The sequence below is a fragment of the Vreelandella maris genome (assembly GCF_013371085.1).
GTDB classification, from domain to species: Bacteria; Pseudomonadota; Gammaproteobacteria; order Pseudomonadales; family Halomonadaceae; genus Vreelandella; species Vreelandella maris.
Genome location: NZ_JABWCV010000002.1, coordinates 60,814 through 87,195, shown reverse-complemented (window position 1 = coordinate 87,195; position 26,382 = coordinate 60,814). Strand labels below are relative to the sequence as shown.

Annotated in this window: 26 protein-coding genes; 4 read left to right on the top strand and 22 right to left on the bottom strand. The window is 52.9% G+C overall.

Annotated features, from left to right (window positions below):
- Positions 1-24 precede the first annotated feature (24 nt).
- The gene (locus tag HUO07_RS01790; protein ID WP_176302128.1) at positions 25-573 is read left to right on the top strand and encodes a DUF3833 domain-containing protein; all 549 of its coding nucleotides are present in this window, start codon (positions 25-27) and stop codon (positions 571-573) included.
- A 100-nt stretch (positions 574-673) separates the two neighbouring features.
- Here the strand turns inward: HUO07_RS01790 and HUO07_RS01785 are convergent, their stop codons facing one another.
- From HUO07_RS01785 to gorA, 4 genes are all read right to left on the bottom strand, one after another.
- A complete protein-coding gene (locus tag HUO07_RS01785) occupies positions 674-1,063 on the bottom strand; it encodes an ectoine synthase (protein WP_008957961.1) in 390 nt (129 codons plus the stop codon).
- Positions 1,064-1,153: 90 nt separating this feature from the next.
- Complete coding sequence (gene ectB / locus HUO07_RS01780; RefSeq protein WP_176302127.1) at positions 1,154-2,422, bottom strand: diaminobutyrate--2-oxoglutarate transaminase; 1,269 nt, start codon at positions 2,420-2,422, stop codon at positions 1,154-1,156.
- Positions 2,423-2,531: 109 nt separating this feature from the next.
- Positions 2,532-3,110: a diaminobutyrate acetyltransferase gene (gene ectA / locus HUO07_RS01775; protein ID WP_008957963.1), complete on the bottom strand. Its 579-nt coding sequence runs from the start codon at positions 3,108-3,110 to the stop codon at positions 2,532-2,534.
- 276 nt (positions 3,111-3,386) lie between these two features.
- The gene (gene gorA, locus HUO07_RS01770; protein WP_176302126.1) at positions 3,387-4,769 is read right to left on the bottom strand and encodes a glutathione-disulfide reductase; all 1,383 of its coding nucleotides are present in this window, start codon (positions 4,767-4,769) and stop codon (positions 3,387-3,389) included.
- Between the two features lie 186 nt (positions 4,770-4,955).
- On the opposite strand from gorA, the gene can reads away from it, so the two are divergent.
- Entirely contained in the window at positions 4,956-5,603 is a 648-nt protein-coding gene (can, locus tag HUO07_RS01765) for a carbonate dehydratase (RefSeq protein ID WP_176302125.1), read from the top strand.
- Between the two features lie 27 nt (positions 5,604-5,630).
- Here the strand turns inward: can and HUO07_RS01760 are convergent, their stop codons facing one another.
- The 7 genes from HUO07_RS01760 to galU form a co-directional block, all read right to left on the bottom strand.
- Positions 5,631-6,161 carry a c-type cytochrome gene (locus HUO07_RS01760; protein ID WP_176302124.1) on the bottom strand — a complete coding sequence of 177 codons (531 nt, stop codon included), beginning with the start codon at positions 6,159-6,161 and terminating at the stop codon, positions 5,631-5,633.
- A gap of 63 nt (positions 6,162-6,224) precedes the next feature.
- The gene (msrA, locus tag HUO07_RS01755; RefSeq protein WP_176302123.1) at positions 6,225-6,851 is read right to left on the bottom strand and encodes a peptide-methionine (S)-S-oxide reductase MsrA; all 627 of its coding nucleotides are present in this window, start codon (positions 6,849-6,851) and stop codon (positions 6,225-6,227) included.
- Between the two features lie 11 nt (positions 6,852-6,862).
- Positions 6,863-10,906: an autotransporter assembly complex protein TamB gene (tamB, locus tag HUO07_RS01750; RefSeq protein WP_176302122.1), complete on the bottom strand. Its 4,044-nt coding sequence runs from the start codon at positions 10,904-10,906 to the stop codon at positions 6,863-6,865.
- A gap of 9 nt (positions 10,907-10,915) precedes the next feature.
- A complete protein-coding gene (gene tamA / locus HUO07_RS01745) occupies positions 10,916-12,769 on the bottom strand; it encodes an autotransporter assembly complex protein TamA (RefSeq protein ID WP_176302121.1) in 1,854 nt (617 codons plus the stop codon).
- A 148-nt stretch (positions 12,770-12,917) separates the two neighbouring features.
- Positions 12,918-13,739, bottom strand: a complete 822-nt coding sequence (locus HUO07_RS01740; protein ID WP_176302120.1) for a GumC domain-containing protein — start codon at positions 13,737-13,739, stop codon at positions 12,918-12,920.
- A gap of 9 nt (positions 13,740-13,748) precedes the next feature.
- Positions 13,749-15,041 (bottom strand): nucleotide sugar dehydrogenase, encoded by a 1,293-nt coding sequence (locus tag HUO07_RS01735; protein ID WP_176302119.1) that lies wholly within the window; start codon positions 15,039-15,041, stop codon positions 13,749-13,751.
- Between the two features lie 3 nt (positions 15,042-15,044).
- Positions 15,045-15,935: a UTP--glucose-1-phosphate uridylyltransferase GalU gene (galU, locus tag HUO07_RS01730; RefSeq protein WP_176302118.1), complete on the bottom strand. Its 891-nt coding sequence runs from the start codon at positions 15,933-15,935 to the stop codon at positions 15,045-15,047.
- Between the two features lie 148 nt (positions 15,936-16,083).
- Between galU and ubiG the strand changes: the two genes are divergently transcribed.
- The gene (gene ubiG / locus HUO07_RS01725) at positions 16,084-16,827 is read left to right on the top strand and encodes a bifunctional 2-polyprenyl-6-hydroxyphenol methylase/3-demethylubiquinol 3-O-methyltransferase UbiG (protein WP_176302117.1); all 744 of its coding nucleotides are present in this window, start codon (positions 16,084-16,086) and stop codon (positions 16,825-16,827) included.
- Positions 16,828-17,496 (top strand): HAD-IA family hydrolase, encoded by a 669-nt coding sequence (locus HUO07_RS01720; RefSeq protein WP_176302116.1) that lies wholly within the window; start codon positions 16,828-16,830, stop codon positions 17,494-17,496.
- Positions 17,497-17,540: 44 nt separating this feature from the next.
- Here HUO07_RS01720 and HUO07_RS01715 read toward each other — a convergent pair whose 3' ends face one another.
- From HUO07_RS01715 to ruvC, 11 genes are all read right to left on the bottom strand, one after another.
- Positions 17,541-18,302, bottom strand: coding sequence for a YciK family oxidoreductase (locus HUO07_RS01715; protein WP_176302115.1), 762 nt, complete (start codon positions 18,300-18,302; stop codon positions 17,541-17,543).
- Positions 18,303-18,372: 70 nt separating this feature from the next.
- Complete coding sequence (ybgF, locus tag HUO07_RS01710) at positions 18,373-19,173, bottom strand: tol-pal system protein YbgF (RefSeq protein ID WP_176302114.1); 801 nt, start codon at positions 19,171-19,173, stop codon at positions 18,373-18,375.
- Positions 19,174-19,253: 80 nt separating this feature from the next.
- Entirely contained in the window at positions 19,254-19,799 is a 546-nt protein-coding gene (gene pal / locus HUO07_RS01705; RefSeq protein ID WP_008957977.1) for a peptidoglycan-associated lipoprotein Pal, read from the bottom strand.
- Positions 19,800-19,853: 54 nt separating this feature from the next.
- Entirely contained in the window at positions 19,854-21,140 is a 1,287-nt protein-coding gene (gene tolB / locus HUO07_RS01700) for a Tol-Pal system beta propeller repeat protein TolB (protein WP_176302113.1), read from the bottom strand.
- A complete protein-coding gene (gene tolA, locus HUO07_RS01695) occupies positions 21,140-22,309 on the bottom strand; it encodes a cell envelope integrity protein TolA (RefSeq protein WP_246286397.1) in 1,170 nt (389 codons plus the stop codon). Before tolA ends, tolB begins: the two co-directional genes overlap by 1 nt.
- A 13-nt stretch (positions 22,310-22,322) precedes the next feature.
- Positions 22,323-22,760, bottom strand: coding sequence for a protein TolR (tolR, locus tag HUO07_RS01690; RefSeq protein ID WP_176302112.1), 438 nt, complete (start codon positions 22,758-22,760; stop codon positions 22,323-22,325).
- Between the two features lie 11 nt (positions 22,761-22,771).
- Positions 22,772-23,467 carry a protein TolQ gene (gene tolQ / locus HUO07_RS01685; protein WP_176302111.1) on the bottom strand — a complete coding sequence of 232 codons (696 nt, stop codon included), beginning with the start codon at positions 23,465-23,467 and terminating at the stop codon, positions 22,772-22,774.
- A 58-nt stretch (positions 23,468-23,525) separates the two neighbouring features.
- Positions 23,526-23,939 (bottom strand): tol-pal system-associated acyl-CoA thioesterase, encoded by a 414-nt coding sequence (gene ybgC / locus HUO07_RS01680; RefSeq protein WP_176302110.1) that lies wholly within the window; start codon positions 23,937-23,939, stop codon positions 23,526-23,528.
- Positions 23,936-24,973: a Holliday junction branch migration DNA helicase RuvB gene (gene ruvB, locus HUO07_RS01675; protein ID WP_176302109.1), complete on the bottom strand. Its 1,038-nt coding sequence runs from the start codon at positions 24,971-24,973 to the stop codon at positions 23,936-23,938. The genes ybgC and ruvB overlap by 4 nt, the downstream gene beginning before the upstream one ends.
- A gap of 66 nt (positions 24,974-25,039) precedes the next feature.
- Positions 25,040-25,648, bottom strand: a complete 609-nt coding sequence (gene ruvA / locus HUO07_RS01670) for a Holliday junction branch migration protein RuvA (protein ID WP_176302108.1) — start codon at positions 25,646-25,648, stop codon at positions 25,040-25,042.
- A 112-nt stretch (positions 25,649-25,760) separates the two neighbouring features.
- The gene (gene ruvC / locus HUO07_RS01665) at positions 25,761-26,324 is read right to left on the bottom strand and encodes a crossover junction endodeoxyribonuclease RuvC (protein ID WP_101147268.1); all 564 of its coding nucleotides are present in this window, start codon (positions 26,322-26,324) and stop codon (positions 25,761-25,763) included.
- Between the last annotated feature and the right edge of the window lie 58 nt (positions 26,325-26,382).

Genomic DNA, 26,382 nt, shown 5'->3' with positions numbered 1-26,382 from the left:
CATTTTAATATAGGAAATGATGCCATGATCCATTCGCTGCGCATAAGCTTTTTCACACTGCTCTTCCTGCTGACTGGCTGTGTGGGTGTTGATATCGAAGATTACGCTGATTCAGAGCCCCGCTTGGATATTGCCGAGTACTTTACCGGGACTACGCGAGCCTGGGGCATGGTGCAGGATTATTCTGGTGAGGTACAGCGCCGCTTCACGGTGGAAATCCAGGGCACCTACGAGGCCGATACACTAACGCTGGATGAGTCCTTCGTGTTTTCAGATGGTGAAACCGACCGACGGGTATGGACGTTTGAACGTATCGACGCGCATCACTGGGTTGGCACCGCCAGCGACGTGGAGGGACACGTTAAAGCTCGCCAATATGGACATGCTTTCCATATGCGATACCCGTTAGAGATTGCTATCGACGGGCGGATGATTACGTTCACCATGGATGATTGGATGTACCTGCAACCGGATGGCCGCTTGATCAATCGAACGGCTATGCGAAAATTTGGCTTAACGCTGGGTGAAATCACCTTAGTTTTTGAGAAAACCTTTGAGAATACAGGTCAATAGACAAAACTCGGCACCTAGCTAAAAAAGCAGCCCGCTATTCAGCAGGCTGCTTTTTTCATCTCAAGCTGACGATTTCATAATTTCTTTCTAAATAGCGTTTCTATTCTGCTGCGTATGAACCGTCTTCCTGGTGGACTTCATTGCCGGTAATCGGCGGCGTGAAGACGCAAGCAACTGTCATTCCTTTTTCTTTACCGCGTAGCAGGTGCTCATCGTGCTGATCTAGCAGGTAAATGTCGCCTGCTTTGATCGGCCAGATTTTACCGTCGGCCAGGGTTTCCACCTCGCCTTCACCTTCATAGCAAAACACCGCTTCGTAGTGGTTTTTATAATGAATGTGGGTCTCAGTGCCGGGAAAAATTCGGGTAATATGAAACGAGAAGCCAGCGTTATCATTGGCTAAAACAAGACGTGTGCTATCCCAATTGCCGTTTTCAGCGGTGACTAGGCGTTCTGTTTTGCGCGCTTCTTCGAGATTACGAACGATCATAGAAGTACTCCATAGCATAGCGGCTAGCGATTACTAGCCGCAGTTTCCCTACGAAACGGGTGTGAGCTGACGCTTTATCCTAACGCCAAATTACTCGCTAGCAACAGCTTTCACGCACATTTCCAGAATATCCAGGCCTTTCAGCAGGTCTTCATCGCTGATGGTCAGTGGGCACAGACACTTCACGACTTCACCGTCCTGACCACTGGTTTCAATTATCAAGCCGTGCTCAAAAGCTTTGCTGGTAATTTTATCGGCGATATCTCCAGATACCACGTCAATGCCACGCATCAAACCACGCCCACGTTCAGTGGCAGGCATGCCGCTCTCAGTCAGCAGTGCCGCAAGCTTCTGGAAACGCTCTTCTACAATACGTCCTTTGCGCTGAACATCACGCTCAAAGGTATCGTTGGTCCAATATTTTTTTAACGCTGCGGTGGCTGTCACCATCGCTAAGCTGAAGCCACGGAAGGTGCCGTTATATTGTCCTGGCTTCCACTTATCCAGTTCTGGACGCATCAAGACATGCGCAAATGGCAGGCCAAAGCCAGAGAGTGACTTCGAGTTGGTAATAATGTCTGGCGTGATGCCTGCATGCTCAAAGCTGAAGAACTTACCGGTACGACCACAGCCTGCCTGAATATCATCGATAATCAGCAGAATGTCATGGGCGCGGCAAATACCTTCTAAACGCTTCAGCCATTCCAGGCCTGCCACGTTGATACCGCCCTCGCCTTGCACGGTCTCAATAATGACACCAGCGGGAACGTCCAGACCGCCAGATTTGTCGCCCAGCAGTTTTTCAAAGTAATCCAGCGTGTCGGTATGCTCGCCCATGTAGCCATCATAGGGCAGGAAGCTGGCACCCTGAGTTGGGATGCCGCCCGTAGCTTCACGGAACTTACGATTACCGGTGGTAGCCAAAGCGCCCATCGTTACACCGTGGAAGCCATTGGTGAATGTCACGATGTTGTGACGGCCTTTAGCAACACGGGCCAAACGGATGGCGGCTTCGACAGCGTTAGTGCCAGTCGGGCCCGGTAGATGTACTTTATAGTCGAGACCGCGTGGCTTGAAGATGACTTCTTCAAGCGTTTCTAAATAATCGCGTTTGGCATTGGTCCACATATCCAGACCGTGCACAACACCGTCTGTTGACAGGTAATCAATCATTGCCTGCTTCATGTGCGGATTATTGTGGCCGTAGTTAAGCGTGCCCGCGCCGGCGAGGAAATCAATGTACTCACGGCCGTTCTCATCGGTTAGGCGCGCATTTTGCGCTTTGGTAAACACCACCGGGAATGAACGAGAATAAGTACGTACATTGGATTCCATGCGTTCAAGCGTCTGGGTCTGCATTGCGACCTCCTTGGTCAATCATTTTGCCATTAGGCGTTGCTAGCCCGGAGCAACATGAGCGGGAAAAACAGTATGTTCACTACGTGCTGTTTATGGTTAAACACACGTATTAGATGCGGTCTGTTTGGAACGGACCGATACGAACCAGGTTTTCCGGGTCATGCTCCCCTCCGAGCTGTTCGGTAGAGAAGTATTCGCGGCTATTGAGCGGCGCATGCCAGCGCGCGGCCAAGCGACGAAATAAGCCCCAAGAGGCTAAATTATCTGGCGTGATCGTGGTTTCAAGGTGATGCACATCGTCAAGCTCGGGGCGCGACATGATTGCCTCGACCAAGCGGCGTGCAAGCCCTGTACCGCGTGCTTTTTCGCCGACGGCTACCTGCCATAAGAAATAAGTATCCGGGGCATTATCCTTCACATAGCCCGATACAAAACCAACGATTTCACCCTCTTCATTGGTAGCGACTGCACAGGTATCACGAAACTGTGTAGCGAGTAGCAAATAGGCGTAGGCAGAATTCACATCCAGCGGCGGGCAGGCTTTGATAAGCTCGTACACTCCCCAGCCATCATCCGCATTAGGTTTGCGAATAAACAGCGGTGTCTCTGCATGACCAACGACGGCATCGGCTACTGTAGGCCTGGCCAAGTCAGCAGAGGGGGTAAACGGTTGTATGGGCGTACTCATAGTTATGCTTCGCTGTAGCGAATTTGATAATCATTATAACAGCTGATTATGAGCAATTCAAAAACCATATTATTCACCACCCTACTTTCCATAATTTTTTGTTATGAGAGACGGCTTGTTAGCTATCTGCTCGCGCTCAGATCCGTCGTTACTGATTTAGAATAGCCCAACTCGCCGACAAAAAAAGGCGTGCCAACGGGCACACCCAAAACTGTCTTCACATGCACGGCCTTCACGGGCATCCAGCGCTCGTCGCAAAGCAATATAAGCAACGGGTCAAGTACGCGTGAGCGTACGCATAGTGACGAACTCTTCTGCTCCCGTTGGGTGGATACCCACAGTGCGGTCAAAGTCATGCTTGGTAAGGCCTGCCCTTACCGCAATAGCAATGCCCTGAATGATTTCACCTGCGTCGTCGCCCACCATATGGGCGCCGACCACCACATCAGTGGCATCGTCTACCACCAATTTCATTAAGGTGCGCTCTTGGCTACCCGACAAGGTGTGCTTCATGGCCCGAAAATTGGTGCTATAAACGCGGATATTGGTGAACTTTTCTCGAGCCGCCTCTTCGGAAAGCCCTACCGTGCCGATGTTAGGGTGGCAAAAAACGGCGGTTGGAATCGTGGTGTAATCGAGCGGCTGGGGGACGGTATCGGCATAGTGGACATCCACCAGCTGCATCGCTTCTGCCAAGGCCACTGGCGTTAGTTCTGGGCCAGCGATTAAGTCGCCTAGCGCAAGGATCGACGGTTGCGCCGTTTCAAAACGCTCGTTGACAGGAATCTTGCCCTGCTCATCCAGATTAATACCCAGCGCCTCCAGACCTAGGTCTTTGATATTAGCTTTGCGCCCAGTTGCCGCCAGCACCACATCGACTTCCATTACCTGCCCATCGGTGAGATAAACGTTGTAGGCATTCTGGGTGGCTTCAATACGTTCAATATTGGTGTTGAAGTGGAGGTTGACCCCCTTTCTTTCCATTTCGGCACAGGTGAATTCACGAACCTGTTGATCAAATCCTTTCAAGAACAGTTCGCCACGGTAGATAAGGTGTGTCTCGCTACCAAGCCCGTTGAAAATACTGGAGAACTCGACCGCGATGTAACCGCCACCCAAAACCAGAAAGCGCTTGGGAAACGTATCAAGATCAAAGATCTGGTTGGAGTCCAGCGCATATTCACTACCCGGAAAATCGGGTACCCATGGCCACCCGCCCGTGGCCACAAGGATTTTTTCTGCGCTTATCGAAATATCGCCATGCTCTCCGCTCAACGTCACTGTATTCGCATCAGCCAGCCGAGCCCGTGCATTAAAAAGTGTTACCCCGGCGCCCTCCAGCATGCGCTGATAAATACCATTTAGCCGTTTGATTTCGCTTATTTTATTATCACGCAGCGTCGCCCAATCAAAGCTGGCCGGGCCAGGCAACTGCCAGCCAAAACCGGCCGAGTCATCAAAGCTGTCATGAAAATGGGCGGCGTATGAGTAAAGTTTTTTGGGCACACAGCCAACGTTGACACAGGTACCGCCCAGGTATCGGTCTTCGGCAATCGCTACTCTGGCACCGGTGGCGGCTGCCATACGCGCAGCACGCACGCCGCCGGAGCCTGCACCAATCACCAGGAGGTCATATTCGTATTCGGGAACGTCTGCCATCGTTTACTCCTGTGAAGTTAAAAATGCCTACCCCTGACGGCCAAACAAGGATATTGACCTGGCTGTCGGGGGAGGTTAAAACCATTTGCTGCTATTTTATACTGCCCAATCCTTTATACTGACTAAGATTTATTATTTCGCTTCTCGATCAGCGACTTAACTCTATTTAATTTTGCTGGAGACTCTATGTCTGACTCTATTGCGACGCTACTCGATAACAATCGTGCCTGGGCTGAGCGCATGTGCGAAGAGGACCCCGACTACTTTAAACGGCTTTCAAGTCAGCAAAACCCAGACTATTTATGGATTGGCTGTTCGGATAGCCGTGTGCCCGCCAATCAAATCATTGCGCTGCCGCCTGGGGAAGTGTTCGTTCATCGCAATGTAGCGAACCTGCTCCACCATACGGATATGAACGCCCTGTCGGTGGTTCAGTACGCGGTGGATGTACTTAAAGTCAGCCATATTATGATTGTCGGACACTATGGTTGCGGGGGCATTAAGGCCGCCATGATGGGTGGCGAATGCGGTGTGGTCGATTATTGGCTACATTCGGTTCGCGAACAGTACAACCGTCACCGTGATTCGCTAGACCATCTTCCTCTGGAAGATCAAATTGACCGTATGTGCGAACTCAACGTTAAAGCGCAGGTGAATAGTTTGTGCCGTACCAAGATTTTGCAGCGCGCCTGGCAGCGTGGGCAGCAAATCTCGGTACATGGCTGGGTTTACGGTTTAAGCGATGGTCGCGTTAAAGACCTGAATTGCACCATCAGTGGCTTAGAGCAAGTGGAAACGCTTTACCGTATTGATCGCATACAATCAGGCGATTAAGTCTCTCTTTGAGCGCCTACTGAGACGCTAGTCGTAGCGGTAGGCGCGATGGCAGCTCTTGCAGCTAGCGCCTACCTCGGAAAGTGCTCTCGCTGTATTACGGGTATCCCCCTGTTCGGCGACCTCAACCAATTGAGTGATTTTATCCTCAAGGTCAGTAAAGCCAGCGGCAAACTCACTCCACTCTTCCCAAATAGAGGAGCGCGCCTCAGAACCACCGCCATGCGTACCTGCAATGAAGGCAGGCAGTAGCTGCTGGGCAGTCGCACGCTCTTGGAGTTCCGTTAATCGCGGGGCCGCAGCTTCTACATCTTGATTGTTAATTAAGTCAAAACGCAACTGACGAACCAGGCTTTCAATATCTTTGAGCTCTTGCTGGCGCCACATCACTGCATCACGCTCGCTGGCGAACTGAGTGTCGCCAACGGTTTGAGGCATCGAAAGCTCGCTAGTGGCCTCCTCGCCCGCCCAGATTAACGGCGCACATAGTAGCAGCGCCAAAGTACTACTTATCGCGCTACGCTGGAAAGCCCGCTTTCGGTGATAACGCTGCTGCATAATGGCTTCCTTTATAATGCGCTGGCTAGCTTGGTTAAATTAACTTTGATAAAAAATGAGCTTTTACCCTATCGGACACGTCACGCCGGTGCCTTTTAAGCCGCAGTAGCCATTGGGGTTTTTGTCGAGATACTGCTGATGGTAAGCCTCTGCGTAATAAAACGCTTCAAGCGGTTTTATTTCGGTCGTGATTTGCCCTTTGCCCGCTTTGTCGAGTGCCTGCTGATAGGCAGCCGCGCTCTGTTCAGCGGCTGCTTGCTGTGCCTCGCTGGTGGTGAAGATGGCCGAACGATACTGCGATCCAATGTCGTTGCCCTGGCGATTTCCCTGGGTAGGATCGTGCTGTTCCCAGAACACCTGTAGTAGCGTTTCCAGGTCGACTTGCTTTGGATCGTAGACTACCCTCACCACCTCGGTGTGGCCGGTACGCCCTGTGCAGGTCTCATCATAGGTGGGGTTGGGCGTTTCACCGCCGGCATAACCTGCCGCGGTTACATAGACGCCGGGCAATTGCCAAAACAGACGTTCAACACCCCAGAAGCAGCCCATTCCTAGCACAATCTCTTCATGGCCCTCTGGAAACGGTGGATGCAACGAATGCCCGTTGATGGTGTGAACATCGCTGGTCTCTATAGGGGTATCACGGCCAGGCAGTACACGACTGGTACTTGAAGAAGAAAATAGCGACATATCGCCCTCACTCATTGCTGCTGTAAGATTTTTGGGTCACCGGAACGGGTAAAGGTGTAGATCAAGTCAACCGCCTGATTGGTACCCGATACGGCCTGAAGGTAAAGATTACGCCACAGCGTATAGCGTAGTGTTAGTTCTGCAATCGGCGAGAAAATTCCCACGCCGTAACTAATCCTAAGGTCGTCGGTCAGTTGGCCACTGACAGCGACTTGGCTGTCATCGCCTGCGCCGGTGGTATCCAGGGTTAAGTCGTCAATGCCGAAAGCCTCGCCAATCGAGCCAACTGCGCCACCGGTGCGTCCTAACGACATACCAATCAACGCCGTCGTCAGTGCGCTATCCACCCCACCACTGGAGGCGTCCGGGGCGCGGCCCCGTAGTAAATATGAAAGTGCTCGTGTTTCATCCATTGCTGGTTCGGAGAAGATCAGTACATTGGGGGCTTCGGCATTACCGGTGACACGCAGGCCAGCAATAACGTCATCTTCGGTAACGTCGGGATTACGGATGGCCTCAAAGTCGAGGGTAGGTAGCCCAGGGGGTCCGCTAAACAGTAGTTCACCGCGGCGAATGACCAAGTCTTGACCGAACGCCTGGAAGCGCCCATCGACTAAATTGACATCGCCAAATAGCTGTAATGCACCGCCACTTTGGCGAATTTCTAATGAACCTCCCAATCCGGATTCTAAGCCGTAGGCCGATAGCTGCATATCACTGCCCAGCGTTAGCGTTACCAGCACATCAAGGGCCATGCCGGTAGCGGCTAGTTCATCTGCAGCGCTAGGCTCATCACCATTGGCGGCAGCACGCTGTGCCTCAATTTCTGCCTGCCGATCATCGCGTTCGGTGATAATCACTTCATCACCGCTAGGCGTAACGGCCGACGATGGCATATCGCCAATTTCCAGTCTTGCCCAGGGTAAGTTGATGTCTCCCCTTACTTGCAGCCTTTCTGGGGTCACACGAACACGAACATCAGGCGCAGCTTCAAGACGACCAAACTGTGGCAATACGATCAGAATAGGCTCTTGAACAGCATTTAGGTCGACGCCAATGCGCCAATCGTCACCGCTTGGCCAGTAAGCATCACCGGTGATTTCCAAACGCCCGCGCTCGGCCGCCAGATAACCGTCAATATCGCCCTGCTCCCCGTCAAAGGAGACCAGCAACTTTCCATCTTGTACATCTACTGGAATATCAGGACCATTAACACGAATATCACGCAACCCAAGCTGGCCCTGCAAGCCAGGCTGAGCGGTAGTGCCCGAAATTTGTACACTACCTGTCAGATCCCCTTCCAGTTGATCCATCCCGACGAGCATAGGGCGATAAGGTTGCAGTGAAACATCGTTTGCACGCAGCTCCCCCTCTAGCTCGCCAGCACCTAGTGGGTCATTGATCGATAAATCCAGGTTTAGATCGCCTGCCTCGGCAAGGGAAAGCGTTACATTGGCATCCGCTTGTGCTTGGTTAGCCTCAATTTGGGCATCTAAATTGATTTCTGGAAGTTGTACGGGCTGACCATAATCATTGATAGCAGTGACTGCGAGTTCACTTCGCACCTGTAGATTTGCCTGCCACTGTGCACCGCCCTGGCGCCAATTAACGTTGAGATCCGCCGTTGTGTCGCCTTCTAACTGCCACTCTTCGGGTAAAAAAGGCTCCAGCATCTCCATAGGCACTTCACGTAATGAAAGGACGGCGCTGCCCTGTTGCGCCGAAGCATTTATTTCCTCTTCAGAACAGACCAAGCCGCCCTGCTCACGACGTAGGCAGAAGGATGAAAGGTTCGCCTGACCGCTAGCCAAGTTGTAACGGAGATCCAAGGGTGCTTCAAGGCGAATATCGCCAGCTTCGGAATCGATTTCCAGTGGCGTTACCCGAGCCTGATACAATTGGTTCGGCTGATCAAAACGCCCATCAAAGGCGAGTTGCGCGCGACTTAATACGTTGTTGTCCGTACCCTGGGCATTAAGCTCAAGACGATGTTCTGAGAGGCGCCCGGATAAATTTACGTTCATGGTAGACAGCGCCTGGCCACCGGCATTGACATTTTGTAGAGCCAGTTGCACATCAAGGGTAGGGTCATCGATTCCCTGCACATCGGTATTAAGCGTGAGCCGTTCAATGCGATTTTCGCCGAAACGCACGCCATCACCTTGTAAATCAGCAAGCAATTGCGGCTGATCAAAGCTACCGCTAGCCTTCAGCGTTCCCACAATGTTGCCCGCCAGATCCGGCGAGAGGGTTTGCAGTTGACGTAGCGCAATGTCGGCATTTAACGACATCGCCTGTTCGCTGATTTGGCCTGCCGCTTCCAGACGGTTATCCCCCTGGGTAAACAGCAACTGCTTAATATCCAACTCCATATTGCTGTTGGCGTCCAGAGCTGCCTGCAGTGTTAGGGGGTAGTCGCGCAGGGCACCATCAATTGCCAAATTGGGTACGCTGACAGCCCACACAGCACCTTGCGGGCTCTCTTGCTGGAACAGGGAAAACTCAATATCGCCATTCAGACTGCCGTCTAACTGATCCACGAAGTGGGAAGGGTCGAACTGATCCAAACGGATACTCGCATTAACCTGCAAGGGAGCTAGCCAGCTAACGGTGCCTTCACTGCGCAGGGAGCTTTCACCTACGGCCAGAGTAAGCGGCTCCCAGCTAAAGCGTTCTAGGTCGCCCTCACCGCTGACGTTAATCTGGGTACGCGGCACGCTGGGGCCCTCAACGGCCATCGCGAGCTGAGCGCTATACTCACTCAGGCTTCCGGTCATCTGTAAATCCAGCTCATCGACCACATAAGGGTCGGTGGCCACATCGCCGTCGGCTTGCGCCGTTTCGTCAATGGCGAGCGGCCACTGGACCTGGTCACTTTGTAACTGCACTTGAAATGGCAGCGTTGGGGCTAGCGCGTCTACTTGTCCATTTAACGACGCGTTTACCGCGCCGGATGCCTCCAACTGTGCTTCAAGGGCATCGAGTGGGCCAGAAAGCGTTAACGCCAAGGTTTCGCCATCGAGCTCAGGAAACCTCTCAGCTAAAAAAAGTTCTACGCTCAAACGAGCTTCAAGTGGGTAATTATCGCTTAAAGTCACCTTTGCGGTTAATTCAGCCTCTGCGTCTGGGGTAACGACAGCAAGCTCGGTTAACTCAACGCGGTCGCCCTCGGTCATCAGGCCAAGCTGAAGGTGTTCCACTTGATACTCCGTGGCGCCTTCCAGGCGAAAATCGTTAAGCGTAAATTCGGGTATTTGAATATCCACCGGCAAGGTAATGGCAGGTAATTCCAGCCGTTCTCGTGCTTCTAACTGCTTTTCAGGAGACTCTACTGCCAGTACGGCTTCGTCTTGCGTTTCGCGGAGCAATATAGCGGCATCGATAGCCTCAGCAGAAAGAGGTGTTTCAGTGGCTTGCGTTAGTAACACCCCCGCCGATGGCGGCAAATAAAGGCGCGGTTGCTCCAGGCGGGTCGGCTCAAGTCGCACTTGGTTGCCTTCGGCAACAGCCGCTGAGCTTAACGAGCGCCACGCGACCTCGGTGCCGCTGGCAAGACGCAGGCTGACATCGTCAAGCTGTAGCGAACGTAGCTCGATCGGGAAAGGGAAACGAATAGCGAGTGGCGCCCCCTCTTCTTCTGGCGGCGGCTCCTGTTCGCCCGATGCGCCTAAACGAACATCTGCGCCTACCACGCGGAGGGTGTCGATGCATAACCGGCCCGACAGGACGCAGTCATCCGCCCACGCAAGCTCAAATTCATCCACAGTAATACGGGTTTCCCCCAGCTGCAGTTGAAAATCTTCGATCAGAAAATGATCAAGCAGCCCACCTTCATGGTGTGCATAGGTGAATAAGTCTCGTTGCTCCCCCTGCGAGAGCAACACACCAGTGCCCCAGGGCGATAACGCTACCCCAACAAGCAGCGCCGCAATCCCTAACAGCCAAATTGGCAATACGATAATCAGGCGTAAAAGGCTCCACAACAGAAGCCAGGTACGGTATTTGGGTGATAGTCGCTGGCGCTTATCAGATGTCGCTGTTTCAACCTGAGGCAAATCTCTCTCCTAGAATTCCGGGCCGATGGAAAAGTGCAAACGCCAATCGTCTTCGTGGTCAAAAGGATGTGCGATATCAAAGCGAATTGGCCCGACCGGTGAAACCCAGCGCACCCCGGCGCCGGCGCCTGTTTTCAAATCGTTAGGCCCCCAGTTATCAAACGCATTACCATTGTCCACGAAGGTGGCTGCCCACCAATCCCCCGTAACACGCCGTTGATACTCAAGGGTCGAAGTCAGCAGTTGCTGGCCGCCCCGGAGCCGCCCTTCTTCATTACGTGGCGAAAGGCTTTCATAGGAGTAGCCGCGCACACTGCGGTCGCCACCGGCAAAAAAGCGTAACGAAGGTGGGATTTTGGCAAAGTCATCGGTTTCGATGGCGCCTAAACTAACCCGCGCCAGGAAGCGGTTATCATTGCCAATAGTGCGAATCCATTCCGTATCGGCCGTAACGCGTGTGAACTGCGCATCCGACCCCCAAACCTTATCCGAGTACTCTAAAGAGAGCTGCTGACGGTCGCCCCACAACGGAAAGCGCTGAGGACGTGTTCGAGTTCGTGACCACTGAATACCTGGATAAAACAGCCATACTTGATCGGCGTCGCCCCCCTGCTCGAAGTCTTCGTAAGTGGTACGGAAGTACAGAGTTTGAACCCAATCGTTATCAAACTCCCAGCGCCGAGCTACTTCAACGGTGCCTTCTAATGATTGGGTATCGCTATCGTCAATATTACGGATACCGTATTGCAGCCGGTAGCTATCGCGCAGCGGGTCTTCTAGCGGAACGTTATATACCCCGGTAAACCGCTGCTCTGGGGAGGATACATAGAGGTCATGGTCAAGACTATGACCATAGCGATTGATCCATGGTTGCTCCCAACCAAAACGCAGACGGGGCCCCACATCGGTTGCGTAGCCAATGCCGACTTCAAACTGGTGGCGATCAGCAGGCTCTACACTGACATCAATAGGTAACTGCGTATCACTGGGCTTATTGATGCTTAGAGCACTGGTTAAAGCCGCACCGGTGACTCGTGGGCGCTCTGGCTGGGAAGCAGTCGCCTCGCTCCACCAGGCGTCTCCACCACCAGACGGAGACATCGCCAGCTCTTGCGCTGTTTCAAGCCGCGGCCGCACTGACACTGAGCTAAACCAGCCGGTTTCTGAAAGCGATTGGTTATAGTCAGCCAGCGTTTGCGCTAGATAGGGATCGCCTCTTTCAAACGGCTGTATACGGAGTAATCGGTCAATCTCAATGTGGCTACCCGTTATTGAAGTCTTTCCAAACTGGTAGCGTGGGCCACTGTCAAAATTCATATAGAGGCGCGCACTTTGTAAATACGGTCGGACTTCCATACGCCGATCCGTAAAGCCCCAGTCAAAGTAACCGCGCTCGATAGCCAAACCAGAAAACTGACCACGCAGCCGCTCCCACGGAGCATGCCGCAGTGCGTCGCCCTCTTCCAGTGGGAAGTCTTCTATTGCTTGTTGAAACGGTGGGTCGTTACTGGCGTCGCCTTCGACATTAATCGATAAAATTTCAATTTCAATTTGAGGCCCTGGTTCAATCTCAAGCGAGACTCTCTCGTCGCCAGTGTGCTCAAAGGTTATATCAGGCTCATAATAACCATACACACGCATGGCTTCTTCAGTACGTTGACGAACCTCACCTTCTAAACGTGCTTCGGTGTATTGCTCAGCCTCTACGTTCTGCAGATAGGCTTGAATATTACTTTCGACCTCATCGGAAACACCCGTGATGTTCGCCTCTAACGCCCATGCCCCGTGTGATGCGTATAACAGTGGTAGTACTACCAACACTGTGCGACCGGTGGCTGAAGTCCATCGCCGTTGTCTTCCCATACATTTTTATCCTAACCTAAATCAGCGGCTTCATTACCTAGTCATTTCAACACCTAGTTATTTCAACGACTTGTAGAATATTCTTCGGCACTAGAATGTATCAACGCTATACAACTATCCTGACTACCCTACTATCTTGGCTACCTTTTTAACGTAGCATTTCTAACTGGGCACTAAAGGCAAGCTGTGCCTGACGGACTTGTCGAACATCACTCTCTAGTGCATTCAAACGTTCCGACCATTCCTGCTCTAATGCCGTCAAAGCATCTTGATCCGGTGACGCTTCAACCTCAGCAATAGAAGCCTCCAGCGCAAAGAAGCGCGACTCAATGGCGCTTCTTTGCGCTGATAACTGCTCTTCCCAATCACTACTAATGTTACTGATCTGACTGTCCAGTACGGACAGGCGTTGTTCGGTCAGTTGCTCAAGATGGGACACTTCCTCAATCAAGTTTTGCCGTCCTGAGGTACCAGCCTGTTCCAGGGCATTCAATGATTCCCGCATCGCCAACAACTGACTGTCGCGCAACTCAGCTTGCTCATTAAGCTGGTTCAACTGCTGCAGCAATGAATTGATCGAATCACTAGAGGCCATGTCCTCATTCATTGTTAGCAAACTGTACAACTCTTCGCGAGTATCGGTCAGTGCAATGGACAGCTGCTCTTGCTCTTGAAAGAGCGTCGACATCTGAGCTTGTACAAAGGTTATCGTATCTTGTACATCGGTGTCATCCGAATCCAAGCGAGCATGAACATTGGACACTTCGCCACTTACCCGATGTAACTCATTTAACAGTCGTTCACGTTCGTACCAAAGTCCAGCCGCCGCCGCACCCAGTAGGGCAATGATTAATAACAAGCATAGCCATAGCGGCCACAAAGTAGGCCCCTTTCGGTGGCGCAAATGCTGCGCCGTCAAGCTTTGATCCACATCGGGTACGATACGAGAGGATGCAGTGGCGTCTGGCATAACAGTTCCTCAGAGAGTCTTTGGGTCAGCACGACGGCCTATCCCGCGGTACATTAATCCACAGCTGGCAACAAATTCAGGATCGTAAATATTGCGTCCATCTAATACGAGCTTAGCGTTTAATAACGAGCCCAGCCGATGCCAGTCTGGGTTCCAATAGGTTTTCCATTCTGTTACCAGCATCAGTACATCGGCGCCCGCACAGGCTTGGTAGGGGTCATGGGTAAAGGTGCGTAAATCCTCGCGCTCGCCTACCAGGGCATGGAGAGCTGGTACGGCGGCTGGGTCGTGTAGCTGAACCTTAACTCCCTGCGCCCAAAGTGCTTCAAGCAGTGTTAATACGGGCGCGTGGTCGATGCGTGCAGTGCCGGGCTTGAACGCAGCTCCCCAAATCGCCACGGTTTTTCCGGCCATTTCGCCGGAAAAATGGGACCACAGCTTGCGGAACAGCGTTTCTTTTTTCTGTTCGTTAATATCCATTACCTGCTCAAGCAGCGCTGAATACCGGCCACTCTGCAGCTGCACATCGGCCAAGCGAATCAAATCGCGGGAGAAATTAGGGCCTCCAAAACCGCACCCAGGGTACAGGTACTCAAACCCGATACGCGAATCGGCTCCCATCCCCTGGCGGACATGTTCTACATCCACGCCTAGAGTATCAGCCAAACCGGCGATTTCATTCATATAACTGATACGCGTGGCCAACATGCCGTTAATGGCCAGCTTGGTTAACTCCGCAGCGCGGCGAGGCATACACTGAAACACTTCGCTACGCCGATTAAAGGCGCGTAACAGCTCTCTGGTGACTTGCTCTCCCGTCGCATCATCGCAGCCTAGCAAGCGTCGGGTTGGGCGTGTGAAAGAGTCCCATGCACGGCCTTCTTCTAACGTATCGGGCAGTGCCACACTGGAGTGCTGAGCACCCATTAACGTATGCAGGCGCTCGGTCTCACCTACTGGAAACGTCGAGTTATTAACCAGCACAATATCGTGCTGATCCGCGAATAACGGGTTCTCAAGTAGTGCGCTGGCCGAACTGCGCTGTGAGGGTGATAACGCCATCCAAATCACCTCTGGAATGGCGGCATCATCTATTTGCTCAATGAGCTGCAGAGTACCCTCAGCTAAGCCCTGCTCAAGATGTGTCATTAAATGAGGTTCACTGCGTAACCAGTCCACCTCAGAAAGCACTGACCAAGGCGCATCAGCGTGGGGTAACCACTGAACCTGATGCCCCACCCAAGCCAGCGCAGCGGCTGCCGTCGCTGCGCTTAATTCGCTGCCGTAAAGTAACACCCGCATGCGTTACTCTCCCTGGTGGTATCGTGACAGCAGGGCTTGGAAAGCTTCTCCAAACTCAGGATGACGGCGCGCATAGGCGAGTGTGGCTTCAAGGTAACCTAAGGGCTGCCCACAGTCGTAGGTAACCCCTTGCATACGATATGCCTGGACGCCCATCTGTTCTCGTAGTGTTTCCAGCGCATCGGTCAACTGAATTTCACCACCGGCACCGGGCGGTGTTTTTTCTAATATGGAGAAAATATGGCCTGGTAGCGCATAACGGCCTATGACCGCTAAATTCGAGGGTGCAGCATCACGCTTGGGTTTTTCCACCATGCCGGCTAAATCGGCTGACGCGTTCGCTGCAGGTACATCCCCTGCTGGCGCCACGATGCCATATTTTTCTACCTGCTCCCAGGCGACTTCTTCTACCATTAATTGAGCCGTTTGATGCTGATCATAGGCCGCTAACATACCGGCCAAGTCCGTTGCTGAGTTGGCACTGTTATCGACCAACACATCGGGCAATAGCACCGCAAAAGGTTCATCGTCGCCAAGGATGGGACGGGCACAGAGCACTGCATGGCCTAGCCCTAACGGCACGCCCTGACGAATGCTAATAATGCTGACGTCGTCAGGCACTATATTGCGCAACATTGTCAGAAGCTCATGTTTTCCCTTTTTTTCCAAGCTAGCTTCCAGCTCAGCATGGGTATCGAAGTGATTTTCGATAGCGCTTTTATTGCTACTAGTGACCAGCACAATCTCACGGATACCAGCGGCAATTGCCTCTTCAACGACATACTGGATCACCGGCCTATCGACAATCGTAATCATCTCCTTGGGAATAGCCTTAGACGCTGGCAAGCAGCGGGTACCAAACCCGGCAACAGGAAGTACGGCTTTACGAATCATAGAAGAGGTCCTTTTCATGCGTTCCGACACAGGAGTGGTTAGAATGTCCATAATACTGAAGGCGTGGATGGATACCACCTCGCAACGGCGAACAAGTGGCTACACGTCAATATTTTGCTAAATGTTCAAAAGTTATGGGAGTCACACTATGCAAGCGACACCACAGGATAGCATTGCTCATCACTATCAAGACAATGTCGATGCAGCAGAAGTCGCCAAATTTGAGGCTCTTGCTAGCCGCTGGTGGGATCCGCAGGGTGAATTCAAACCCCTTCATGATATTAATCCCTTACGTCTTGACTTTATTGATGCGCGTGCGGGGCTGGCGGGTAAAAAAGTGCTTGATGTAGGCTGTGGCGGCGGCATTCTAAGCGAGTCAATGGCCCACCGCGGTGCGACGGTAACGGGCATTGATCTTGGTGAAGCGCCGTTAGCAGTGGCCCGGTTGCACGCCGAAGAGCGTGGCGTAAAAGTTGATTACCAACATATCAGTGTGGAGGCCATGGCCGCTCAGAAGCCTGGTCTTTACGATGTGGTGACTTGCATGGAAATGCTGGAGCACGTGCCGGATCCTGCTTCTGTCATTCGTGCTTGCAGCGCCCTCGTGCGTCCGGGTGGTTATGTGTTTTTCTCTACGTTAAACCGGACTGCCAAGTCATACGCGTTCGCTATTTTAGGCGCCGAATATGTGCTTAAGCTGCTGCCACGAGGCACGCATAACTATGCAAAATTTATTCGCCCTTCAGAAATGGCGGCTTGGTCTCGCCACAGCGGTTTAGAAGTGCGTGAACAGACGGGACTAACCTACAACCCGCTTACCCGCCACTACCGCTTGGTCAGCCATGATGTCTCGGTCAATTACATGATGTACTGCCGCAAGGTAAGCGATTAAATGTCGATGCAAGCACCTCAAGCAATACTTTTCGACCTGGACGGAACGTTGGTAGATACGGCCCCCGATTTGGCAGAAGCGACCAATGCACTGCGTGCTCACCATGGGTTAGCGCCGCTACCCTTTGAGGTAATTCGCCGCCAAGTCTCTAATGGCGGCAGTGCGCTGGTTACGCTAGCGCTGGGCTTAGAGGCCTCTGCTGAGGGACACACTCAAGCACGCCAGTTTCTACTTGATGCTTATGAGCAAGCTGTAGCGGTACACAGCCGGGTTTTTTCGCCGCTTGATGCGTGGCTACAAGAGTGGCACGGCGATCAGCGGCCTTGGGGGATTGTCACCAACAAACCGCGCCGCTATACCTTGCCGCTACTAGAAGCTCTGCTGCTACAGCCTGGCGCACTGCTATGTGCGGATGATCTCAGCGTTAAAAAGCCAGCGCCTGAACCGCTTTGGGAAGCTGCCCGACGCCTTGGCGTTGACCCTAAACATTGCTGGTACATCGGTGACCATGTACGGGATATGGAGGCCGCCGTCGCCGCCGGTATGACCGCCGTCGCGGTTGGCTATGGCTATATCAGCGAAGAGGATGACTACCAGCAGTGGCCCGCTGATATTTGGTTTGAAGAGTGTGCAGCGCTGGTCGATGCCCTAGGCGAGTTCAAGCTCTAGACAAGCATGATGGCGGGCATCGACGCGGTTTTCAAAACAAACGGTTATGTGCGGGGAGGTTGGGCATCTAGCTTTTGCCCGCTGGTGCCTGCGCTGTCTGGCCCCATTAGCCACAGGTAGGTCGGCATAATCTCTTCTGGCGTACGCAGTGTGAAGGGATCTTCACCAGGAAACGCCGTACGCCGCATTTGGGTGCGTGTGGCGCCGGGGTTAAGTGAATTCACCCGAATATGTGACTGATTATTCAGCTCATCAGCCAATACCTCGACAAAGCCTTCAGTGGCAAATTTAGAGACAGAATAAGCCCCCCAGTAGGCTCGCCCTTTACGGCCAACGCTAGAGGAAGTGAAGATTATCGAGGCATCTTCAGACTGTTGCAGTAGTGGTAATAACGCTTGGGTCATCCAGATAGGCCCATTGATATTGACCTGCATCACCTGCTGCCATAGCTCAGGGTTATATTGCTCAAATGGCGTAATGCGACCTAATAGCCCAGCGTTATGCAGCAAGCCATCTAAGCGGCCAAACTCCTGATCCAGCGTTTCGGCCATATCATGAAAATCTTTGAGGGTAGCGCCTTCAAAATTGAGCGGAAAAATCGCTGGCTGAGGCCCGCCTGCCGCTTCAATTTCATCGTAAACACGCTCTAATTTGGCAATGGTGCGCCCCAATAGAATCACGGTGGCTCCATGCTGGGCATAGCTTAACGCTGCCGCACGGCCAATCCCGTCTCCTGCGCCGGTTACCAACACGATGCGATTTTCCAATAGGTTAGGCGCTGGTTGATAGTCGATCTTGCAGCTCATCCTGATTCCTTGAAACGATTCTTAGAAGCTGTTCATAAAAACTATTCATAAAAGCTATAAAGAGCAAAATTTAACTTGCTGACTGGCGTAAAAAGTCACTGGCAAGGCCCGCGGCGCTGCTTTGCGGGTAGTCGTCACGCACTCGCTCAAGTAACTCACGGCTACGTTCCGCTTCGCCTTGACGCGCTTTCACTAAACCTAACTTATAGATCGCATCAGGTACTTTGCTGCTACCGCTATACTCGTCAATGACACGGCTAAACGCTTGGTCAGCAGCGTCCAATTCACCTTCAGCCGAATACAGCTCACCCAGCCAATAGTGGCCATTGGCCGTTAAACTGGTATCAGGATGATCATTGACAAAGGTTTCAAACGCCGCGATAGCTTCCTCAAAACGGCGTGCTTGAACATGTGCAAAGGCCGCTTGGTAATCGGCTTGCGCCTCTTCACTCACATTGCTAGTTGAAGGCGCGTTAACCACTTCCTCGGCAGCTTCGGGTTCAACCGCTGGGGTAGATTGCTCAATCTGCGTTGGCCCACTGCTCATCAGCCGGTCTTCAATATCGAGATACTGCTGCTGTGATTGACGACGTAGCTGCTCTAACTGATGACGCAACTCTTCAATCTGACCGCGCAGCTGCTGGATTTCCTGCTGATGCTCCTGTACCTGGTTAAATAACACCAGATTACCGCTGGAGGCTTCCTGACGTTGCGTCTGCTGATAGAAGCTGCTGTTGGAAGAGCCAGAGTTGGAAAGATCTTGGACGAGCGGCTGTTGAGCGACGGCCATTAAAGGCAATACGGACAGCGGAAGCGCTAAGGCTCCCGCACCGCACAGCCTCTCAACGTAACGCTTGAGACTGTGATTCATGATGACTCCGTAGACGTAAACGGCGTGCGATAAGCCGCACGCCGAATTCATCAGTGGTTAAGCATTCAATCGTTAAATGCTCAGTAGTTAAATACAACACGACGGTTCTGCGAGTAGGCGCTCTCGTCCTGGCCATTAACGGCCGGACGCTCTTCACCATAGCTAACAACGCTCATTTGTGAAGGAGACACACCCTGAATGTTCAGGAAGCGCTCTACAGCGTTAGCACGACGCTCACCCAGCGCCATGTTGTATTCACGAGTGCCGCGCTCATCCGTATGCCCGTGCAGAACCACCTGAGCACTCGGGTTGGCACGTAAGTAACGTGCATGCGACATTACGACAGACTCATACTCGCTCTTGATCGTATCGCGGTCGTAATCGAAATAGATAGTGCGTACTTCTGGAATACGCGAATCAGCCTGCTGGCCTGAGCTAGAACCAGAGCCTGAGGAAGAACCATATTGACTTCCCGTACCTGTACCAGAGGTGCTGGAACCGGTAGTACTGCCATCCTGGCTACCGTACGAGTCACCGTCCTGGGTTCCGCCGGTGCTGGAACAGCCAGCGATTACCACGATAGATAGCGCTGCTGCTAATGAGCGAGCCAACGGTTTAAGTTGCATAATCAGACTCCTTGCCTGAAAACTAAAAATTTCGATATTAATCAATGTCGTTGATCAATTTAAGAAGGGTGACCAAGCTGGGTCACGTACATCGCCTTGTGCTGATGGCAGTCTAAAGGATGAGCGGCCATCGGCAGAAACAGCACTTAGCACCCCACTATTACCCTGTTGGGTAGCGAAGATTACCATGGTCCCGTTCGGCGCAACACTAGGAGATTCATCTCTTGTTGATTCACTAAGTACGACCAAGCGGTTACCGCTTAGATCTTGCTTTGCCACTTGATAACCATTGCTTGAACGGTGGATCAAGAATATCTGCTCGCCATCTGGTGAGTAGCGACCGCGCGCATTGTAATTACCCGTAAACGTCAAGCGTTCGGCTTCTCCACCGCCCATTGAGTACTGGTAAAGCTGGGGGCCACCACTACGATCAGAGGTAAACAGCAAGCGACGACCATCGGGTGACCAAGCAGGCTCAGTATCAATGCTGTTGTTATTGGTAATACGCTCTACTGAGCGGTTAGCCACATCCATAATATAAATTTCTGGCTGGCCGTCTTTGGAAAGAGACATCGCGATACGACGACCATCAGGTGACCACGCTGGCGCGCCATTGATACCATCAAATGACGTTGCTTTTATCCGCTGTCCCGTTGCTACATCCTGAATGTAAATAGCTGGGCGCTCAGTTTCAAACGAGACATAAGCAAGCTTAGTGCCATCAGGTGACCATGCGGGCGACATGATGGGTTCGTCCGAGGTCAATACCTGCTCGCTGCGGCGCCCATCAGCGTCGGCAACGTACAGGCCGAACTGCATGTTGTCTCCAATACCTTGTGCGGTGACATAGGCAATTTTAGTTGAAAACGCACCACGAATATCAGTAATCGCTTCAAAGATTTGGTCACTGATATAGTGAGCGGCGCCGCGCAGGTCATTACCTCTCACCGTCACGGTTTCGCCAATCATCCGTCGCTGACCGCTAATATCCATCAGCTCAAACTGAATTTCAAAACCGCCGTTGGTCTGCTCTGCCCTACCTACAACTAAGTAGCGTACGTCTAATGAACGCCAAGTATCGAATTGAACATCCTCAGATTGATTGGGCTGTTCAAACATCGCGCTACGCTCTAGCGGGTCAAAATAGCCACTACGCTCAAGATCATCTTGGACAATCTGTGCAACATCTTCGGGCATTCCGTCTGAACCGGCGAACGGTACTACGCCGATAGGCAACGCTTGGTCGCTACCTCGCGTGATTTCAATGGTTAAATCGGCACTCGCCACAGTGTTGACTAGCAGCAGCACACAGAACAACCACACTTTGCTCAAGCTTTGCATCAGCGAACATCCCCCGGAGTAAATCGCAGATTAAACTGACGTAAATTACGCTGCTGATCGGCTGGTAAATCTCGCAATTCACCAAACGGTGCAGCATGTTCCACGGCCTGCATCACAGACCGGTCAAAAGCACTATCGCCGCTGGATGTCACGACCGATGTTGCCAATACTTCTCCAGACGGTCCTAGCCTCACTTGTAGGGTAGCACTCATCGAATCACTTGCACCGGCAGGAATCAACCACGCCTGTTCAACAGCGCGACGGACAATATTAATAAAGCTGTTGGCTGCCTGCTCGGCCTGCTGAGCATTGGCCGCGGCTTCTGCCTCACCCGCCAGCTGTCGCTGCATAGCCTCCTCTGCTGCTTCTGCGGCCTGGCGTTGGCGCTCCGCTTCGGCTTCGCGGCGCTGCTGCTCTTCCGCTTCGCGTTGACGCTGAGCTTCTGCCTCGCGCTCTCGTTGAGCCGCCTCCTCTTCACGAAGACGCTCTTCTTCTGCTTCACGTTGACGCTCGGCTTCTGCTTCTTCCTGGCGCTGTTGTTCTGCCGCTTCACGCTCACGTTCGGCTTCTTCCGCTTCGCGGCGCTGCTGTTCCTCTGCTTCACGCTGGCGTTCAGCTTCGGCCTCTTCCTGGCGTTGCTGCTCGGCAGCCTCTTGCTGGCGGCGCGCCTCTTCGACTTCACGTTGACGCTCAGCAGCGGCTTCCGCCTCGGCCTCACGTTCGGCAGCTTCAGCGGCTTGTTGCTCAGCCTGCTCTGCCACTTCTTGAGCCCGGCGCGCTGCCTCTGCTTCAGCTGCCTCGCGCGCGGCTTCTAATGCTTGCGCTTCCTCTTCGGCTGCCTGCTGGGCAGCTTCTTCTTCGGCCGCTTGCTGTTCGGCAGCGGCTTGCTGTTCACTGGCCGACGGCTCTTCTGGTGCATCGGGCTCAGTAGGCGCTTCAGCCGGTGCATTCATCGCCGCTTGTTGTTCCGTTGCCTGCTGAGCCTGATCGGTAAACGTTTCCGTACTCACCAGCGTCGCCTGAACAATCGAAGAGCTATCGGGCTCCGCGTTGCGGGTCGGCAAACTGATTAAGCTAAACACGACAATCGCAACGTGCACGGCTATCGCCAGAACAGTCGGCCACTTATAGCCGACATCTTGAGGATCACGTGGTGAATTTACTGCCATGTGCGCGCTGCCCTTACCCATCTTGCGGCGGCTCAGAAAGCAGCCCCACGTTAGCCACACCAGCGCCTTGTAACGTGCTCATCAAGACAACAATTTGTCCATAGGCCACATTGCGGTCACCACGCACCATTACTGGCGTGCCGGGGCGTCGCTCTAAGATCGTGGTTACCCGCGCGGCCATCTCGTCCAGCGAGACTGAGTTGGAGTCTTCCCCCAACGTGATGAAATACGCACCCTCGCTATCAACCGAAATGACAATGGGGTCATTATCTTCCTGCGTCTCTATAGGTTGAGAGGTGACTTGTGGCAATTCAACTTGTACGCCCTGGGTTAACATGGGCGCCGTAATCATAAACACAACGAGTAGTACCAGCATGACGTCAATGAAAGGGACCACATTGATCTCCGCCATTGGTTTGCCTTTACCACTGCGATTGAAAGGTCCTTGCATGGCTGTCTCCCTTAACCCGCGCTTGGCTTGCCATCACGACCTTGTAAATTACGGTGCAGGATAGCGTGGAACTCCTCGGCAAAATCTTCATATTTGCCGAGTAAGCGAGAAGATGTATTGGACAGTCGATTATAAAAAATCACCGCCGGGATAGCCGCAAACAGACCCATAGCCGTTGCGATCAATGCTTCCGCAATCCAGGGAGCAACCGTTGCGAGCGTCGCTTGTTGGGTCAGTGACAGTGCTTGGAATGACCCCATGATGCCCCATACGGTACCGAAAAGACCGATATAGGGGCTGGCAGAAGCAACCGTCGCCAGAAACACCAGATGTTGGGTTAGACGATCTTCTTCACGCGACCAGGCAACGCGCATGCTGCGTTGCACGCCTTCCAATACGGTATCTGCATCCCGGGTTTTAGGCATTAAGCGGTTAAACTCGCGAAACCCTGCTTGAAAAATATGCTCGGCACCATGGCGTGGATCATCAGCGGGAATTTCACGGTAGAGTTCATTTAAGTCGACACCCGACCAAAAAGACTCCTCAAACTGGTTGTACTCTTGCTTGGCACGACGCATTGCAATACTACGCTGGAAAATCACCACCCAAGAGAGGATCGACCCCACCAACAGTAGCAACATAACCAGCTGCACCACGGTGCTGGCATTCATTATTAAGTGGGGAATGGACATGGTGTTATCGTTCACAGGTGCCCTCATCAATCTATTAGGGTCGGTATTGCCGACGCAGTGAATGACCTCTTGGTTAAGAGGCCCGTATCAAACTATTAAGCGATTCTGGCCATGCTTTAGGTCGCATACGCTCGACGCTCAAGCAGGCTATCTCGACTGTCGCTGAGCAGAGGAGTTCCTCATTACGCCAAACTTGCTGTTCAAATGTCATTCGACAACGCCCAATGTCAGTGACATGAGTACTAATCTCCAGCATGTCATCGAGGCAAGCCGGTTTAGCGTAGTGACAGGCCAAGCGGTATACCACTAGCTGTGTGCCTTCGTCTAGCAGCGTTTGCTGATTTAGCTCCAATTGGCGCAGCCATTCGCTACGCGCTCGCTCCATAAACTTCAAGTAGTTAACGTAGTAGACAATGCCGCCTGCGTCAGTATCTTCCATATAAACACGCAGCGGCAGGCGATAACTATTGTTAGCTAAATCACTCACGGACGGCGCTCCCCTTCCATGTCGGTCGCCTGCTCGTGGGGCACACGTTCAAAGTGCAGCCACGCCTGACGAGTGACGACGCGCCCGCGTGGCGTGCGCATTATCAAGCCCTGCTGAATCAGATAGGGCTCAATGACATCCTCGATCGTATCGCGCTCTTCACTGATAGCAGCTGATAGCGAATCAATCCCCACCGGCCCACCATCGAATTTATCGATCATGGCCAGCAGTAACCGCCGATCCATATGATCCAGGCCGTGGTGATCAACATTGAGCATATTGAGTGCGGCATCGGCCATGGCGACATCCACAACGCCGTTACCTTTCATCTCTGCGTAATCACGTACACGCCGTAGCAGCCGGTTAGCGATTCGCGGCGTTCCACGCGAGCGGCGGGCAACTTCAATCGCCCCTTCTTGGCTGGTTTCTACACCCAGCAATCGCGCTGAGCGAGAAACAATTTCGGTCAGTTCTTCGAGGTTATAAAACTCGAGCCGCTGGACGATCCCAAACCGGTCACGAAGCGGAGAGGTCAACAAACCGGCCCGGGTGGTTGCCCCCACCAGCGTAAAGCGAGGAAGATCCAGCTTAATAGAACGTGCCGCGGGCCCTTCGCCAATCATAATATCCAGTTGGAAATCTTCCATGGCGGGGTAAAGCACTTCCTCGACCACCGGCGACAAACGGTGAATTTCATCGATAAAAAGCACATCGCCAGGCTCAAGATTGGTCAGCATGGCAGCGAGATCCCCCGCCCGCTCCAACACCGGGCCAGAGGTCGACTTCATTCCGACCCCCATCTCGGTGGCAATAATATGCGCGAGTGTCGTTTTACCTAACCCAGGCGGACCAAATACCAACGTGTGGTCCAGGCTCTCTTCACGCAGCCGTGCAGCGCCAATAAAGATTTCCAACTGCTCGCGGACACGCGGCTGGCCAATATAGTCATCCAGCCGCTTAGGGCGAATTGCATAATCAATACGCACCTCCCCCTGTTCGGGCTCAGCGGCGATCAGCCGATCGTGTTCTAGCATAAGTGCTCTTCTTAATAACGATTACAAAATGACAGTGTCGATTGACGTTTTCTAATACGAGCTCGCTTAGCCGCTCATGCGTTGGGTGAGCGCGGCTTTAATCAGTGCTTCGGTGGACTGATTAGGGTCAATGTCGGCGAGCATTTTGGATGCCTCAGTCAGCTTGTACCCCAAGCTGACTAAGGCGGCTTCTGCATCGGCAAGGCTATCACGGGCGGATGCTCGGCCATTAGCGGCCTCTAGAGGCAGTAGTGCGTTACTGCCATCTTCCCATTCGGGGAAGCGGTCACGCATTTCGATAATCAGCCGCTCGGCGGTTTTCTTGCCCACCCCCGGAAGCGTTGTCAGCGCCTTGCTGTCATCATCACGCACACAGCGCATAAAGGCGTCTTCATCCATACCTGATAAAATCGCTAACGCCAGCTTGGGCCCCACCCCATTAACTTTGATCAGCGCACGGAAAAGCGCCCGCTCGTGCTCTCTACCAAACCCATATAACAAATGGGCATCGTCACGAATTGTTAGATGAGTAAATAATGAAACGCTTTCACCGACGGCAGGCAGTGCTACCAGCGTATTCATCGAGGTTTCCAGCTCATAGCCTACACCATGAACGTCGATCACAATCCAGGGGGGGTGCTTTGCCAGTAACTGGCCACTTAGACGTCCAATCATAAAGTCGCTCGCACAGGTGTTGAAATGATAAAACAAGAGGGTGAAAACAGACGTTTACTATAAAGCGACTCTGTACAGGTGACCAGTAGTTCAGCCACACGCAGAGCAACCGCTACAGCCGCCAGCGACCGGTAGAGCGACGACGGGCCCGTGTTGGCGCGGCGGGTAGGCCATGGCTGCTAAAGACAGAACCACTAAAGGCATGCGTTAATGCAATCGCTAGCGCATCCGCCGCATCAGCCTGAGGAGTAGCGGAAAGCTGCAGAATAGCGGTCACCATATGCTGGACTTGCTCTTTGTCCGCGCCGCCCTGGCCTGTCACTGCTTGTTTAATCTGCCGCGCGGCGTACTCGGCAAGGCTCAATCCATGATTGGCCATGCAGACAAGCGCCGCACCCCGCGCCTGGCCCAGCTTGAGCGCCGAATCAGGGTTTTTGGCCATAAACACGCGCTCAATAGCCACTTGGTTGGGCCGATGCAAACCGACGACTTCGCTAAGACCGGCATAAATCTGTGCCAGCCGTTGTTCTAGCGCCCCTTCCGCCGTGCGAATACAACCACTTGCCACGTAGCAGGGCTTCACACCGACCACGTCGATTACCCCATACCCTGTCACGCGTGACCCTGGGTCAATACCTAGGATACGGACAGGATTAGCAGGCTTTTTCTCATCCATGTCGTCGAAACTCGTTGGGGCTTTATACAAAAACACCGACGCCGGGGCGTCGGTGTTA